18 protein-coding genes are annotated in these 14,602 nt (G+C 69.7%); 14 read left to right on the plus strand and 4 right to left on the minus strand.

The features are described from left to right. The first annotated feature begins 51 nt into the window (after window positions 1-51). Both ACFQGU_RS15375 and ACFQGU_RS15380 read left to right on the plus strand, forming a co-directional pair. On the plus strand, window positions 52-708 hold the full coding sequence (locus tag ACFQGU_RS15375) for a PQ-loop domain-containing transporter (protein WP_386768385.1): 657 nt from the start codon (window positions 52-54) through the stop codon (window positions 706-708). Then, on the plus strand, window positions 705-1,112 hold the full coding sequence (locus tag ACFQGU_RS15380; RefSeq protein WP_386768387.1) for a PPOX class F420-dependent oxidoreductase: 408 nt from the start codon (window positions 705-707) through the stop codon (window positions 1,110-1,112). The genes ACFQGU_RS15375 and ACFQGU_RS15380 overlap by 4 nt, the downstream gene beginning before the upstream one ends. Before the next feature lie 6 nt (window positions 1,113-1,118). Here the strand turns inward: ACFQGU_RS15380 and ACFQGU_RS15385 are convergent, their stop codons facing one another. From ACFQGU_RS15385 to ACFQGU_RS15400, 4 genes are read right to left on the minus strand one after another with little or no spacing between them, the layout of a single operon-like run. Next, a complete protein-coding gene (locus ACFQGU_RS15385) occupies window positions 1,119-2,357 on the minus strand; it encodes a bifunctional 3,4-dihydroxy-2-butanone-4-phosphate synthase/GTP cyclohydrolase II (RefSeq protein WP_386768389.1) in 1,239 nt (412 codons plus the stop codon). 45 nt (window positions 2,358-2,402) lie between these two features. Then, on the minus strand, window positions 2,403-3,257 hold the full coding sequence (locus tag ACFQGU_RS15390; protein WP_386768391.1) for an acyl-CoA thioesterase: 855 nt from the start codon (window positions 3,255-3,257) through the stop codon (window positions 2,403-2,405). Then, window positions 3,254-3,910: an HAD family hydrolase gene (locus ACFQGU_RS15395; protein ID WP_386768393.1), complete on the minus strand. Its 657-nt coding sequence runs from the start codon at window positions 3,908-3,910 to the stop codon at window positions 3,254-3,256. Before ACFQGU_RS15395 ends, ACFQGU_RS15390 begins: the two co-directional genes overlap by 4 nt. Before the next feature lie 23 nt (window positions 3,911-3,933). Then, entirely contained in the window at window positions 3,934-4,125 is a 192-nt protein-coding gene (locus tag ACFQGU_RS15400) for a ferredoxin (RefSeq protein WP_386768395.1), read from the minus strand. Between the two features lie 189 nt (window positions 4,126-4,314). Between ACFQGU_RS15400 and ACFQGU_RS15405 the strand changes: the two genes are divergently transcribed. The 12 genes from ACFQGU_RS15405 to ACFQGU_RS15460 all read left to right on the plus strand — a co-directional run bounded on the left by ACFQGU_RS15405 (window position 4,315) and on the right by ACFQGU_RS15460 (window position 14,594). Continuing rightward, window positions 4,315-5,565, plus strand: coding sequence for a cytochrome P450 (locus ACFQGU_RS15405; protein WP_386768397.1), 1,251 nt, complete (start codon window positions 4,315-4,317; stop codon window positions 5,563-5,565). Between the two features lie 56 nt (window positions 5,566-5,621). Continuing rightward, a complete protein-coding gene (locus ACFQGU_RS15410; protein WP_386768399.1) occupies window positions 5,622-6,821 on the plus strand; it encodes an acetyl-CoA C-acyltransferase in 1,200 nt (399 codons plus the stop codon). A 50-nt stretch (window positions 6,822-6,871) separates the two neighbouring features. After that, a complete protein-coding gene (locus ACFQGU_RS15415; protein WP_386768401.1) occupies window positions 6,872-7,558 on the plus strand; it encodes an HAD family hydrolase in 687 nt (228 codons plus the stop codon). After that, complete coding sequence (fabG, locus tag ACFQGU_RS15420) at window positions 7,555-8,325, plus strand: 3-oxoacyl-ACP reductase FabG (protein ID WP_386768403.1); 771 nt, start codon at window positions 7,555-7,557, stop codon at window positions 8,323-8,325. The genes ACFQGU_RS15415 and fabG overlap by 4 nt, the downstream gene beginning before the upstream one ends. Before the next feature lie 33 nt (window positions 8,326-8,358). Further along, on the plus strand, window positions 8,359-8,814 hold the full coding sequence (locus ACFQGU_RS15425; protein WP_386768405.1) for a MaoC family dehydratase: 456 nt from the start codon (window positions 8,359-8,361) through the stop codon (window positions 8,812-8,814). Between the two features lie 167 nt (window positions 8,815-8,981). Continuing rightward, window positions 8,982-10,187 (plus strand): acyl-CoA dehydrogenase family protein, encoded by a 1,206-nt coding sequence (locus ACFQGU_RS15430; protein ID WP_386768407.1) that lies wholly within the window; start codon window positions 8,982-8,984, stop codon window positions 10,185-10,187. A 113-nt stretch (window positions 10,188-10,300) separates the two neighbouring features. Then, window positions 10,301-11,158, plus strand: a complete 858-nt coding sequence (locus tag ACFQGU_RS15435) for an MBL fold metallo-hydrolase (protein ID WP_386768409.1) — start codon at window positions 10,301-10,303, stop codon at window positions 11,156-11,158. Window positions 11,159-11,173: 15 nt separating this feature from the next. After that, window positions 11,174-11,926: an SDR family NAD(P)-dependent oxidoreductase gene (locus tag ACFQGU_RS15440; protein ID WP_386768411.1), complete on the plus strand. Its 753-nt coding sequence runs from the start codon at window positions 11,174-11,176 to the stop codon at window positions 11,924-11,926. Continuing rightward, on the plus strand, window positions 11,923-12,435 hold the full coding sequence (locus ACFQGU_RS15445) for a flavin reductase family protein (protein WP_386768413.1): 513 nt from the start codon (window positions 11,923-11,925) through the stop codon (window positions 12,433-12,435). Before ACFQGU_RS15440 ends, ACFQGU_RS15445 begins: the two co-directional genes overlap by 4 nt. Window positions 12,436-12,495: 60 nt before the next feature. Next, entirely contained in the window at window positions 12,496-13,038 is a 543-nt protein-coding gene (locus tag ACFQGU_RS15450; RefSeq protein WP_386768415.1) for a VOC family protein, read from the plus strand. Window position 13,039: 1 nt separating this feature from the next. Continuing rightward, window positions 13,040-13,810, plus strand: coding sequence for an SDR family oxidoreductase (locus ACFQGU_RS15455; protein WP_386768417.1), 771 nt, complete (start codon window positions 13,040-13,042; stop codon window positions 13,808-13,810). A 13-nt stretch (window positions 13,811-13,823) separates the two neighbouring features. Continuing rightward, entirely contained in the window at window positions 13,824-14,594 is a 771-nt protein-coding gene (locus ACFQGU_RS15460) for an SDR family oxidoreductase (RefSeq protein WP_386768419.1), read from the plus strand. The last annotated feature ends 8 nt before the right edge of the window (window positions 14,595-14,602 follow it).

A 14,602-nucleotide genomic window follows, 5' to 3' on the forward strand; every position in this document is an offset into this window, starting at 1 on the left:
CGATCGACCGACGCCTGTCCGATGTGACCACGAGGAAGGAGCACGACGAGCATGCACGCCGAGCAGCTCGCCGTCCTCCTCGGCGCGGCAGGGGCGATGTTCTCGCTGTCTATGGTCCTGCCGCAGGCACTCACCATCTGGCGCGACCGGTCGTACGTCGGCGTCTCGCTCGGTTCGTGGCTCCTGCTCACGCTGACAGCGTCCACCTGGGCCGGCTTCGCGCTGCGGACGGAGAACGTGGCGCTGGGCGTCGGCAACACCACGTTCCTGCTCGCATGTTGGTGGGTCCTGGTCGCTACCCTGCGCGCCGACGGCTACCCGACGCCCCGGACCCCGCTGATGGTCGTCCTCGTCCTCGCCGGCGACTCGATCGCTTTCCTGACCGGCCTCGCGGCGCCGCTGGGCCTGGTGGTGGTAGCCGGAGTCGCGTCGTCGCTCGTTCGGATCCCCCAGGTGGTGCGGTCGTGCCAGACCTGGCAGGCCGCCAGCCCGTCGGAGGTCTCGCGCACGAGCCTGTGGATCGGCTTCGCGGGCAACTGCAGCTGGACCCTCCACGGCGTCATGCGCGGCGATCCGTTCGTCACGCTGTCGGCCGCGGTCGGGACGGCCGTCGCAGCCACCGTCATCGCGTTCGAGCTCGCAGCACTCAGGCGGCGCGCCGCGCTGCCGACGTCCCTCGCAGCACAACCGGAGCGTGACGCCGTATGACCGCGACCATGTCGGATGCCGCGCGAGAGCTCTTCGCCCACCGCGAGTACGTGACCCTGGCGACGATCGAGGCCGACGGGCAGCCGCACCTGTCGGTCGTGTGGGCGACTCTCGACGGCGACGACATCCTCGTGTCGACGGTCGAGGGACGGCGCAAGCACGTCAACCTCGTGCGCGACCCCCGCGCGACCGTCCTCCTCATGCCGCACGGACGGCCCTGGATCTACCTCGAGGTCCGAGGCCACGTGACCATGACCCGAGAGGGAGGACGCGAGCTGATCGAGACTCTGTCGCGCAAGTACACCCAGGACGATCGCTACTCCTTCGACGACGGCACAGACAACGTCCGTGTCGTCGTGCGCATCACGCCGTACAAGGTCATCGAGTACGACGGGCTGGCCTGAACGGCGTCACACCCTGGCGCTGCCGGGCAGGTCGAGGTCGAGTCCCTGGATCGAGTGCCCCATGCGGTCGCGCTTGGTCCTGAGGTAGCGCAGGTTCTCCGGCCCCGGGGCCGACGAGATCGGCACCTGCTCGGAGATGGTGAGCCCATAGCCCTCGAGGCCGCCGCGCTTGAGCGGGTTGTTCGACAGCAGCCGGATCGACGTGAGGCCGAGGTCCACCAGGATCTGCGCACCTACGCCGTACTCCCGCGAGTCCACCGGGAGGCCGAGCGCGAGATTCGCGTCGATCGTGTCGGCGCCGGCGTCCTGGAGCTCGTAGGCGTGCAGCTTGGCGGCGATGCCGATCCCGCGGCCCTCGTGGCCGCGCAGGTAGACCACGACCCCGTGACCCTCCTCGGCGACCTTCTGCATGGCCGTGCGCAACTGGTGGCCGCAGTCGCAGCGCTCGGAGCTGAAGATGTCGCCGGTGAGGCACTCGCTGTGCACGCGGACCAGCGGGGACGCTTGACCGGCGGGGTCGCCCATCACGAATGCCAGATGCGTGAGGCCGTCGACCTTGCTCTCGTACGAGTGGCACGTGAACTCGCCCCACGGCGTCGGGATCCGTCCCTGCGCGGTGTGGCGGACGAGCTGCTCGGACGAGCGCCGGTGCCGGATCAGGTCCGCGATGGTGATCATCAGCAGCCCGTGCTCGGAGGCGAACTGCTCGAGCTCCGGCCTGCGTGCCATGCCCGTGCCCTCGCGGCTCAGGATCTCGCAGATGACTCCGACCGGCTCGAGGCCGGCCATCCGTGCGAGGTCGACCGCCGCCTCGGTGTGGCCCGCGCGCTGCAGAACGCCGCCCGGACGGGCCCGCAGCACGTTCATGTGCCCTGGCCTCAGGAGGTCGTCCGGCGTCGTGCCTGGTGCCGCGAGCACGCGCGCCGTGGCGGCACGGTCCGCCGCCGAGATCCCTGTGGTGGTGAGGTCGCGCGCGTCCACCGTGACGGTGAAGGCGGTCCGCTCGCTCTCGTTGTTGTTCTCGACCATGAGCGGGAGGCCGAGCGCGTCCGCCCGCTCTGACGTGACGGCGGTGCACACCAGCCCCGAGGCCTCCCGCACGATGAAGCGCATCAGCTCCGGCGCGACGTGCTCCGCGGCGATGACGATGTCGCCCTCGTTCTCACGGTCCTCGTCGTCGACGACGACGAGCATCTGTCCGCGTCGCAGTGCATCGACCGCGTCGGGGATGGTGGCGAACGTCATGGGTCCTGCCTCTACTCGGGGTTGGGCGAGCTCGCGGGCGGCTGTTCAGCCGGTCGGTGGCGGTGGTCTCCGGGCTCGGAGGAGGCCTTCCTGGGCGGTCGTCGCGACGAGCCTGCCGTCCTGGCGGTAGACCCGACCCCAGGCAATCCCCCGCCCGCCTGCGGCGCCCGGCGACACCTGGTCGTGCAGGAGCCAGTCGTCCACGCGCAAGTCGTGGAGGAACCACATCGAGTGGTCCAGTGTCGCGATGACGAAGCCGTGGGGCTGTGCGTCCTCGTCGGGGAGGGGCACTGCCGCGAGCATGCTGAGGTCGCTGACGTAGGCGAGGACAGCCGCGTGCAGCAGAGGGTCGTCGGGGAGCTGCGCCGCCGCCCTGACCCACACCTGCAGGGAGGGGTTCTCCTCGGTCACGGCATCGTCGTCGCAGCGCATCTCCAGCGCGGACCACTCGACGTGGGCGAGCGTTCCGTACCGGGCTCGTGAGGCGAGCCTGCTGTGCCAGTTCGGCAGGGACTCCGGCGGTGCGGCGATCGGCATCGGAGCCTGGTGCTCGAGCCCCTCCTCCTGGTCCTGGAACGACGACGTCATCGTGCAGAGAGCTGTCCCACCCTGGATGACGGTCGTGCGACGGGTGCTGAACGCCCTGCTCTCCCGGAGGTTCTCGACCCGGAGGACCACCGGCACAGCCGGGTCGCCGCCGTGCAGGAAGTTCGCGTGCAACGAGTGCACCCGACGGGTTGGGCCCACAGTGCGGCCGGCGGCCATCAGAGCCTGCGCGACGACGAGCCCGCCGAACATGCGGTGGTCGGATTCGTTGACTGCACGGCTGCGGAAGTGATCGGGGTCCAACTGCTCGAGGTCGAGGACCGCCAGCAGAGGTGCGACCGAGGGCGATGTCATGTTCCCCCGCGATCAAGGAGCAGGGGAAGCTCCCGCATGTCCCGGAACACGATGGCACCGAGGCTGGAGAGGGCGTCGTCCTCCTGGGTGGCCCCGGTGTAGGCGAAGCAGTCCATCGCAGCTGCCCGTGCAGCGCGGACACCCGTGATGCTGTCTTCGACCACGGCGCACGAGCTCGGCAGCGCGCCGAGCGACCTCGCCGCGTGGAGGAACAGATCGGGCGCGGGCTTGGGCTGTGCGACATCGCTCGCGACGAACACGGCGTTCTCGAACCGCTCGAGAAGGTTCACACGTCGGAGGTTTCGACGGGTCGTTGCGCGATCCCCGTTGGTTGCGACGCACATCGGGACCCCGATTCGTGCGAGCGCCTCGCTCACGCCGTCCACTGCATGGAGGCGGGAGTCGAATGCCGCCTCGCAGCGGGAACGGAGCTCCTCCGCCCACCCCTGCTCGAGCCGATCGCCTAGCTCGTCCCGCACACCCGCCTGCCACTGGGTCGGGGTGCAACCGGAGAACCGGCGGCGCAGCTCGTCGGCCTCGACCTCCCAGCCGAGGGCCCGGAACATCTCGGCGCTGACCTCGGCGGCCAGCCGCTCGCTGTCCACGAGGACTCCGTCGCAGTCGAGGATGACGAGTGTGTACGGCGTGGGCATGAGTCGGTGGCTCGGAGCGGCGGTCAGGAGAGCAGGCTGATGGCGAGCCGTGGGCAGGAGTCGATCGCGAGCGTGACGTCCTCCTCGAGCTCGAGGGGGACGTCGGCCGCCACTGCCTGGGTCGTGCCGTCGCCCGCCAGCACGAAGACGTCGGGGACCAGTCCACGGCAGACCCCGGCGGACTCGCAGAACTCCTGGTTCACGGTGGCACGCACGAGGGCTCCCAAGGATGTGGTTCACTGCGGTCAGTGTAGCCAACCAAGCGCTTGACAGACAATGGCGGGCCCGCCTAGTTTGCTCGCGACCGGGGTATCCCGGCGAGGGCGCCCTGACGCTCCGCCCGGGCGGCCTGACGTCGACCGCCGCGTCGCATGCGTGGGGGCCCGGCCTCGACGAGGAGCGACATGTCTGGCGAATGCCCAGTCCGGCACGACTTCCAGATGCTCGAGCAGTCGTTCGTGAAGGACCCGTACGCGACCTGCCCCGCCGTCCAGGAGTCGCCGGTCTTCTGGTCCTCCGACCTCGGCTGCTACGTGGTGACGCGCTACGACGACGTGCAGCGGGTGCTGTCCGACCACGAGCTGTTCTCGAACGCGGCGACCAATGTGCCGGTGACCCCCATCAACGAGGAGGCGCAGCGGGTTCTCGACGAGAGCGAGGTGTGGTTCCGGCCCAACCTCACCAACGCGGACGCGCCGCGGCACACGATGGTCCGGCGCTGGGTGGCCGACGCGATGAGCCCTCGGCGGATCCGCGCCCTCGAGCCGGGCGTGCGCGCCTGGGCGTCCACCAAGGTGGACGAGATGGTGGCCAAGGGCCGCGCCGACATCTACGCCGAGCTCTGCTTCCCGCTCCCGGCCATCACCGGCTTCACCCTCCTCGGGTTCCCGCCGGAGGACGTCGAGCAGCTCAAGTCCTGGTGCGACCGGCGGGTCGTGCTCACATACGGACGCGCGACGGGCGCCGAGCAGGTCGAGGTTGCTGAGAACGTGGCCGCCTTCTGGCGCTACACGAACGAGTTCGCCCAGTCGCGGATCGACGATCCCCGCGACGACCTCACGAGCGACATCATCAAGCACCACCTCGCCGACCCCGAGGAGTTCTCGCTGCGCGATGTGTCGGCCGTCCTGTTCGGGCTGTCGATCGCGGCGCACGAGACCACCACCAACCTGATGACCAACGGCGTCCGTCAGCTGCTCGCGCACCGCGAGCAGTGGGAGGCGCTGGTCGCCGACCCGACGCTGATCCCCAACACGATCGAGGAGTGCCTCCGATTCGACGGGCCCGTCATCGCGTGGCGGCGGCGCGCGACGGCCGACGTCGACGTCTCAGGGACGGTCATCCCCAAGGACTCGGTCGTCCTGATGCTGCTCTACTCGGCGAACCACGACCCGCGCCGCTTCGACGACGCCGGCAGCTTCGACATCCGCCGCCCCGAGGCCCGTTACCACCTGACGTTCGGCAAGGGCACCCACTTCTGCGCCGGCGCGCCGATGGCCCGCATGGAGATGAAGATCCTGCTCGAGAACCTGATCGAGAAGGCTCCCGGGATGCGGCTGGTCGAGGATCAGGCGCTGGAGTTCATCCCCAACATCTCCCAGCGGGGCCCGCACGGCCTCGTCGTCGACTTCGAACCGGCCCTCACCCACGCCTGATCCGGTGGCCGGCGCCGCCGCGCGTCACCGTCGTACCTCACCTGGAGCCCTCACCCATGCGCGAAGCAGCAGTCATCTCCACCGCCCGCACGCCCATCGGCAAGGCGTATCGCGGTGCCTTCAACGACACGCAGGGCCAGGCGCTGGCGGCGCATGCCATCGCGCACGCGGTGGCGCGAGCCGGCATCGACCCGGCTGAGATCGAGGATGTGGTTCTCGGCTGCGCACTTCCGGAGGGTTCCACGGGGCTCAACGTCGCGCGGCAGGGAGCCATCCGCGCGGGCCTGCCGGTGACCGTGTCGGGGATGACGATGGACCGGCAGTGCTCGTCGGGCCTCATGGCCATCGCGACGGCGGCCAAGCAGATCGTGGTGGACGGCGTGCGTGTGGCCGTCGGCGGCGGTGTCGAGTCGGTCTCCCTCGTCCAGAACGAGCACCAGAACAAGTTCCGCATGCAGGACCCCTGGCTGGACGAGCACCGACCCGACATCTACATGCCGATGCTGTACACCGCGGAGATCGTGGCCGAGCGGTACGGCGTCACCCGTGAGATGCAGGACGAGTTCAGCGCGCAGTCACAGCAGCGGGCGGCTGCCGCCGCGGCCCGCGGAGTGTTCGACGACGAGATCGTGCCGATCACCGTGACCAAGCTCGTGCGCGACAAGGCCACCGGAGAGACGAGCGCGGTCGAGGTGACCCTGTCGCAGGACGAGGGCATCCGCGGCGAGACCACCGTCGAGACCCTGTCGGCGCTGCGGCCGGTGCTCCCCGACGGTGCGGCGTCGCAGGTGTCGACCGTGACGGCCGGCAACGCCTCGCAGCTCTCGGACGGGGCGGCGGCGGTGGTCCTCATGGAGGCGCAGGAGGCGTCCAGCCGGGGCATCACCCCGCTCGGCTTCTACCGGGGCATCGCCGTCACGGGCTGCGCACCCGACGAGATGGGGATCGGGCCCGTGACGGCCATCCCCAAGCTCCTGGCGCAGCACAGCCTGAAGATCGAGGACATCGGGGTCTGGGAGCTCAACGAGGCGTTCGCGTCGCAGGCCCTCTACTGCCGCGACTTCCTGGGCATCGACCCCGAGCTGTTCAACCCCAACGGCGGCGGGATCGCCGTCGGCCACCCCTATGGCATGACCGGCGCCCGGCTGGTCGGGCACGCGCTCCTGGAGGGGAAGCGCCGCGGCGCCCGCTACGTCGTCATCTCGATGTGCGTCGGCGGCGGCATGGGTGCTGCCGGCCTGTTCGAGGTGGCCTGACCCGCGATGTCGACCGGCAGCAACCACGAGCGGAACCGGAGGACGGCGAGGTGAGCGCGAGCCGATCGGTGCCGTCGGTCGGAGTGCGCGGCGTGGTCTTCGACTACGGCGGCGTCCTCACCACACCGGTCGGCGACTCCATCCGTGCCTGGCTCGCGCGGGCGGCGATCGAGCCGTCCAGCTTCTCCCGGACGCTGAAGGAGTGGCTGTCGAGGGATGCGCCGTCAGGGACCCCGGTGCACAGGCTCGAGACCGGCGCGCTCAGCGTGGACGAGTTCAACGTCCTGCTCGCCGAGCGCCTGGTCCGTCTGGACGGTAGCCCCGTGGAGCCCGACGGGCTGCTGAAGGGCCTGTTCGCCGACGTGCGTCCCGACCCGGCCATGATCGGCCTGGTCGAGCGACTGTCGGCGAACGGCGTCGAGGTGGCGCTTCTGTCGAACAGCTGGGGGAGCGACGACTACCCCTGGGACGTCGTCGACCGGCTCTTCCGCACGACCGTCATCTCCGGCCGCGACGGCGTGCGCAAGCCGGATCGCGAGTCCTTCGCACTGGTGCTCGACAGGATGGGTCTCGGCGCCGACGTCACTGTCTTCGTCGACGACGCCGAGCCCAACGTCCTCGGTGCCCGCAGGGTGGGCATGCGCGCCATCCACCATGTCGACGCCGCGTCGACACGTGCCGAGCTCGAGGAACTCATCCCTGCACTGACCGTCGACCTCACCGAGGAGAGCACGTGACCGCCGCTGCCAGCCCTGCGACCCGCACAGCGATCGTGACCGGGGGTGCCCGAGGGATCGGTGCGGCCATCTCGCGCCGGCTCGCGGCCGACGGCCTCGCCGTGGCCGTGGTCGATCTGGATGAGAGCAGCTGCACGACCACGCTGGAGGCGATCCGCGCGGACGGTGGCACGGCTCTCGCCGTCGGCGCGGACGTCGCCGACGAGGCGAGCGTCGAGGCGGCCGTCGCGACGGTGGCCGACGAGCTCGGCGCGCCGTCCGTGCTGGTCAACAACGCCGGCATCACGCGGGACAACCTGCTCTTCAAGATGACCGTGGACGACTGGGACAGCGTGATGGCCGTGCACCTGCGGGGCACCTTCCTCATGTCCCGCGCCGCGCAGAAGCACATGGTCGCGGCGGGCTTCGGTCGCATCGTGAACCTGTCGAGCGTGTCGGCCCTCGGCAACCGCGGCCAGGCCAACTACGCGGCGGCCAAGGCCGGGATCCAGGGCATCACCAAGACGCTCGCCATCGAGCTCGGCCGGTACGGCGTGACGGCGAACGCGATCGCGCCCGGATTCATCGAGACGGAGATGACGGCCGCGACCGCGGCGCGCATGGGGATGGACTTCGAGGAGGCCAAGCGCCTCGGTGCGGAGCAGATCCCCGTAGGTCGGGTCGGCCAGCCCGAGGACATCGCGCACCTGGTGTCCTATCTCGTCAGCGAGGGTGCCGGCTTCGTCTCCGGACAGGTCATCTACGCCGCCGGAGGCCCGAAGACCTGACCCGGCGCCGCCCCTTTCCACGAGGAGTTCCCCATGCGCGTGTTCCGTACGTTCGACGAGCTCTCCGCCTCGGTGGGCGAGGTGCTCGGCAGCAGCTCCTGGCTCCTGGTGGACCAGGCGCGCGTCGATGCATTCGCCGAGTGCACCGGCGACCACCAGTGGATCCACGTCGATGTCGCGCGGAGCGAGGCCGGCCCGTTCGGAGGCACCATCGCGCACGGCTTCCTGACCCTCTCGCTGATCCCGGCGCTGCAGGCCGAGGTCTTCGTGCTCGAGACCCCCGGGCCGAAGCTCAACTACGGCGTGAACAAGCTGCGCTTCCCGGCCCCGCTGCTCGTGGGGCGACGCGTGCGCGACACGTGCACGTTGCTCGAGGTCACCGAGCTTCCCGCCGGCCGCCAGGTCGTCGTGCGCCACGTCGTGGAGATCGAGGGCGAGGGCAAGCCGGCGCTGGTCGCCGACGCCGTCGCGCTGCTCCTCAACGTCTGAGAACCTCGACGCACGGCCGCCCAGGGCCCTCGGTCACTTGTTCTACCAAGCGCTTGACAGAGTGATTCGCGTCGCACTAACGTCCGGGCCAAGGTCGAGTCCGGGCTCGCGAAGCTGTCCCGGCCGCCGTGCGCTGCACTGCGGCCCCATCGAACGAGGAGACTGTGGTGACGACGTACGCCGGCGAGGACCAGCAGACCAAGCGTCTCGAGACTGCCCGCGAGATCGGACACGTGCTCAACCGTGAGGCCGAGGCGGGCACGGAGGCCGGTCAGATCACTGACGCGGTCGTGCAGGCGATCCTCAGCTCCGGGCTGCTGAGCATCGGCGTCGCCCAGGCTGTCGGTGGCGAGCAGTGCTCGTACGCCGAGTGGGCCGCTGTGCTGGAGGAGCTCTCCCGCGCCGACGGGTCGGCCGGGTGGAGCTTCATGGCCACCAGCAGCCACGCTGCGGCCTTCAGCTCCGTGCTCCCGGACGCCGGGGTGCAGAGCTACTACGCAGGCGGTCGCCCGCCCGTGATCGCCGGCATGCCCGCGCCCCGCGGACGCGCCGAGCGGGTCGAGGGCGGCTACATGTTCACGGGCAAGCACCAGTTCGCCTCCGGATCCGCCCTCGCCGACCACTTCGTCGGCGGCGGCGTCGTGTTCGGCGCGGACGGCGAGCCGATCATGGCCGACAACGGCGTCCCGGAGATGGTCGCGGTGATCATCCCTCGCGACAAGGTTCGTCTCATGGGCAACTGGAACGTCACCGGCCTCGAGGGCACGGCCAGCATCGACTTCGAGATCGGACCGATCTTCGTCGAGGAGGACAAGGTCGTCCACGTCAACCCGTGGCCGACCACCGTCTACCGCGGTACCTCGTTCTGGGCGCTGGGAGTTGAGATCCTCGGCCCATTGGGCCACTGCGCGCCCGCGCTCGGCGTCTCCAAGCGAGCGCTCCAGGAGGTGGCCGCCCTGGCTCCCACGCGCAAGCGCGTGGACGCGGCCTTCCCGACGGTCGGCGACCAGCCGCTGTTCCGTCACGACCTGGTCGCCCGCTGGGCGGACTGGCAGGCCACCCACCTCCTGTGGGACGACCTGCTCGTGCGCCTCGACGACTGGACCGCCAACAACGACGCGCAGCCTCCGCGCGAGCTGGTCGACCGGGCCAAGTACGTCGCCCGGCACATCCACGACACCGCTCTCAAGTGCGTCGACTTCGCCTACCACTGGTCGGGCACGGTCGGTCTTCGCTCGGAGGGCGTGGTCGGCCGCTGCTTCCGCAACGTCCACGCCATGGACGTGCACATCGCCGTGGACCGCAACAACTACGTCGTCGCCGCGGACAGCGTGATGCCCCTCCTGGGCGAGGGCGCGCACGACTTCGACTAGCACCCGGCCGTCGACGTCCCACGTCGTCGTACCTCATCAAGGCAGCGAGGCGGTCGCGCGGCTCACGCAGACGTGCGGCCGCCTCGGGCATCTTCCGGGCGAGAGGGCATCACATGAAGATCGGCAACGCCAGCATCGACGCCGTCCTCGACGGCGAGTTCGCGCTCGACCGATCGATCCCCTACCCCGGCATCGATCCCGATCGCTGGACCGGGTACGAGTCGTTGCTGCGCGACGGGACGCAGGTCGTCAACCAGCTCGGCGGCTACCTCGTCCGCACCGACGACCACATTGCTCTCGTCGATCTCGGCTTCGGCCCCACGCAGGTGCCCACCTGGACCTCGGGCAAGTTCCTGGACTCGCTGGCAGCGCTCGGAGTCAAGCCCGAGGACGTCACCGAGGTCTTCCTGACCCACCTGCACTTCGACCACATCGGGTGGGCCGCGGTCAACGGCGACCCGGTGTTCCCCAATGCGACGCACCGCTGCCACGCCCGGGACTGGGAGTACTTCACGGGGCCCGACTTCGAGGACAACCCGATGATGTTCGGGCCGGAAGCAGGCCTCGACCAGTGGCCCCAGGACATGCTGACGCGGGACAAGCTAGGTGCCATCGAGCACCTGCTCGAGCGCTGGGACGGCACGGCGGAGCTCGCCCACGGCATCAGCGTCATCGAGTACCCCGGTCACACGCCCGGCACCACAGCCATCAAAGTCACTGCTCAGGGCGAGTCCGCCATGCTCATCGGTGACATCGCCCATCACCAGGCCGAGCTGGTCGAGCCCGACTTCCACTTCATCGTGGACATGTCGCCGGAGGAGTCCGCAGCGTCGCAGAGCTCGCTCCTGGTCCAGCTCGAGCAGACCGGGATGCCCGTCGCGGGCGCACACTTCCAGGACTTCCAGTGGGGTCGCGTCGTTCGCGGCGGAACCGGCTATGCCTGGGCGCCCATCGACGCTGCGTCAGCCTGATAGCGGAGGATGTCCATGGAGCTCAAGGGTGCGATCGCCGTCGTTACGGGCGGTGCTTCCGGCATCGGGAAGGCCACCCGCGACCTGTTGGAGGCGGCGGGTGCCCGACCAGTGACGTGGGACCTCGCGGGGGCCGACATCCGCTGCGACGTCTCCAGCGAGGAGTCGGTCGAGGCGGCGATCGCCGCGACGGTGGCTGGCTACGGGGTTCCGTCGATCCTGGTGGCCGCCGCCGGGGTCGGGCGGACCGGACGCATCGTCGACCTGGATCTCTCCGACTGGGATCTGACGTACGCGGTGAACATCCGCGGCGTCATGCTCGCTCTGCGCGTCGTCGCACGCGAGATGATCGCGGCGGGCCTGCCAGGCAGCTGCATCCTCATCAGCAGCGTCAACGGAACGGTGGCCGATGCTGCGCACTCGATGTACTCCACGAGCAAGGCGGCCGTGAACCATCTGGCCCGATGCGCCGCGGTCGAGCTCGGCCCCGAGGGGATCAGGGTGAACGCGGTAGCACCGGGACCTGTGGAGACCCCGATGATGAGCGGCGTTCTCGCCATTGAGGGCTACAGGCAACAGATCGCGGACACCACGCCCCTCGGCCGTATCGGCGCGCCGGAGGACATCGCGGAAGCGGTGCTCAACCTGCTGCGGTCCGACTGGGTCACCGGGCAGGTGGTGGCCGTCGACGGAGCTGCATCGCTCATGAGCGCGCGCGGTCACGACCGCGCTCGCAAGCTCACTCAGAAGCACGGGGACGGGGCATGATGGCGGCGACCCCCGTCGAGACCGATGCCGGCGGCGACAGCGTCACTGTCCGCTTCCGGGACGCGATGGGACAGGTGGCCGCACCGGTATGCGTGGTCACGATCCTCGACGACGCCCACCCGTACGGCACCACGGTGAGTGCCTTCATGTCGCTGTCGATGGCACCGCCCATGCTGCTGCTGTCCCTCGACAACACATCCCGGCTGCTCAGCCGGATCTCGTTCGGCTCGCGACTGGGTGTGAACATCCTCGCCACGGACCAGCAGGCGCTCGCGAGCAGGTTCGCGAGCAAGATCGATGACAAGTTCGACGGCGTCGACTGGTTCCTGGACGCCGACGCGCCCCGGTTCGACTCGGTCCACGCGTGGGTCTGCCTCGACGTGCGCGAGATCATCGCGGGGGGCGACCACCGCGTGATCCTCGGAGAGGTCGTCGCGGCCGAGGCCCTCGAAGGCTTCCAGCCGCTCACGTACCACCGCCGGACGTTCGGCACGCACGCCGCTCTCTGATCGAGCCGGCCCAGCTGCTCGGCACGACGCTCCGCCACCCGGCCGAGGAAGGATCCGTGAATGAAGCTCTTCCACATCAACGTGGTGTGCATGGACTTCGAGAAGTCCTACGCCTTCTACACCGAGACGCTCGGCATGGTGCCGCTCACCCGGCGTACCGCTTCCTCCGGGGACGGCGCTCCGACGGGACCGCTCACGCGTCTGCCGGACGGACGGCTGCCGGGGGAGGCCCGCACCAAGGACGAGGATCAGGATGCTTCCCGGCGCGCGCTGGCGATGTCCGGTGATATGGGTAGCCGAGGCGTTCTGCTCTACTGGCCCGAGATGCCCCAGGGTCCGTACATCGACCTGCTCGAGTGGACCGAGGGCGGCTACGACGTCGAGCGGACGGTGAAGGGCACCGGCTTCGCGCGCCTCGCCATGCAGGTGGACGACATCGAGGCCGAGTACGCGCGCATGACCGAGCGGGGCGTCGAGTTCTACAGCGAGCCCGTCCTCATCACGCTCGGCGCCACGGCCATCAAGATCGTGTTCTTCGAGGATCCGGACGGCACCGTCCTCGAGTTCGTGGAGCTCGCCGCCGGCGGCTGGGGGAAGGTCTGACATGCCTGCTTCGATGACGGGACAGACGGCCATCGTGACCGGAGGGAGCCGGGGGATCTGCCTCGCTGCCGCCAAAGCGATGCTCGATCGTGGCGCCAACGTGTGCATCACCGGGCGGCACGAGGAGCAGCTGGCCGAGGCGCTGGCGCATCTGGCCGCTGGTAATCGCGCTATCGCGGTTGCCGGGCACGCGGCAGAGGCCGCGCACCGTGAGGAGACGGTCGCGACGGTGATGGCGACGTTCGGATCGATCGACGTCCTGGTCAACGGGGTGGGCATCAACCCGTACTACGGGTCGCTCTCGGACCTGCCGGAGGACGTCGCGATCAAGATGTACCGCACCAACGTGCTCGCCGCCCTGGAGTGGTTCAAGCTGTGCGAGAAGGCATGGATGGCCGAGCACGGCGGGAGCGTGGTCAACCTCGCCGCGGCCGGCGTCTACCGCGGAGGCCCACTGCTCGGCGCGTACTGCGTCACCAAGGCCGCGCTCGTGCGGCTCACCGAGCAGCTTGCGCTGGAGAAGGCTCCGCTCCGGATCCGGTTCAACGCCGTCGCCCCCGCCACGGTGCGCACGAAGTTCGCCGCCAAGTTCTGGGAGGGCAACGAGGAGGCGGTCGCAGCGGCGTACCCGATCGGGCGTGCCGGGGAGCCCGAGGATGTCGGCGAGGCCATCGCCTTCTTCGCGAGCAACGACTCGTCGTGGATCACCGGACAGACCCTCGCCATCGACGGCGGGCTGTTGCTCACGACGTCGGTCGACTCGCTCGCGTGAAGGGGGCAGTCCTATGCCGGCGTCGATGAAGGACCGGGTCGCGATCGTGACGGGCGGGACACGCGGTATCGGCCTGGCCACGGCGCGGTCCTTGCTGGATCGCGGGGCGACCGTGTGCATCACCGGACGCAGTACCGAGCAGCTGGCCGATGCACTCACCCAGCTGGATGCGGGTGAACGAGCAATCGGCGTCGCCGGCCACGCGGCCGAGGCTGCGCACCAGGACGCCACGGTCGCGCGCGTCATGGCGGAGTTCGGATCCGTCGACGTCCTGGTCAACGGGGTGGGCATCAACCCGTACTACGGGTCGACCAGCGACCTGCCCGAGGATGTAGCGATCAAGATGTTCCGCACCAACGTGTTGGCGGCTCTTGCCTGGTTCACCCGCTGCGAGCAGGCCTGGATGGGTGAGCATGGCGGGAGCGTCGTCAACCTGTCCTCGGCCGGCGCCTATCGAGGCGGTCCGCTCCTCGGCTCGTACGGCATCACGAAGGCCGCGATGATCCGGTTGACGGAGCAGCTGGCCCTCGAGAAGGCGCCCCGACGGATACGGGTCAACGCAGTCGCCCCCGGCACGGTGCGGACGAAGTTCGCGGCGCAGTTCTGGGAAGGCAACGAGGAGGCCGCCGCGGCCGCGTATCCGCTGGGCAGGGCAGGGGAGCCTGAGGACGTGGCCGAGGCGATCGCCTTCCTGGCCAGTGACGACGCGTCGTGGATCACCGGCCAGACACTCGCGATCGACGGCGGACTCCTGCTGACGACGCTCGTCGACTCCCTGGCCTGAGCAGCCAC

Source organism: Longivirga aurantiaca (genome assembly GCF_042660085.1).
GTDB lineage: Bacteria > Actinomycetota > Actinomycetes > S36-B12 > CAIYMF01 > Longivirga > Longivirga aurantiaca.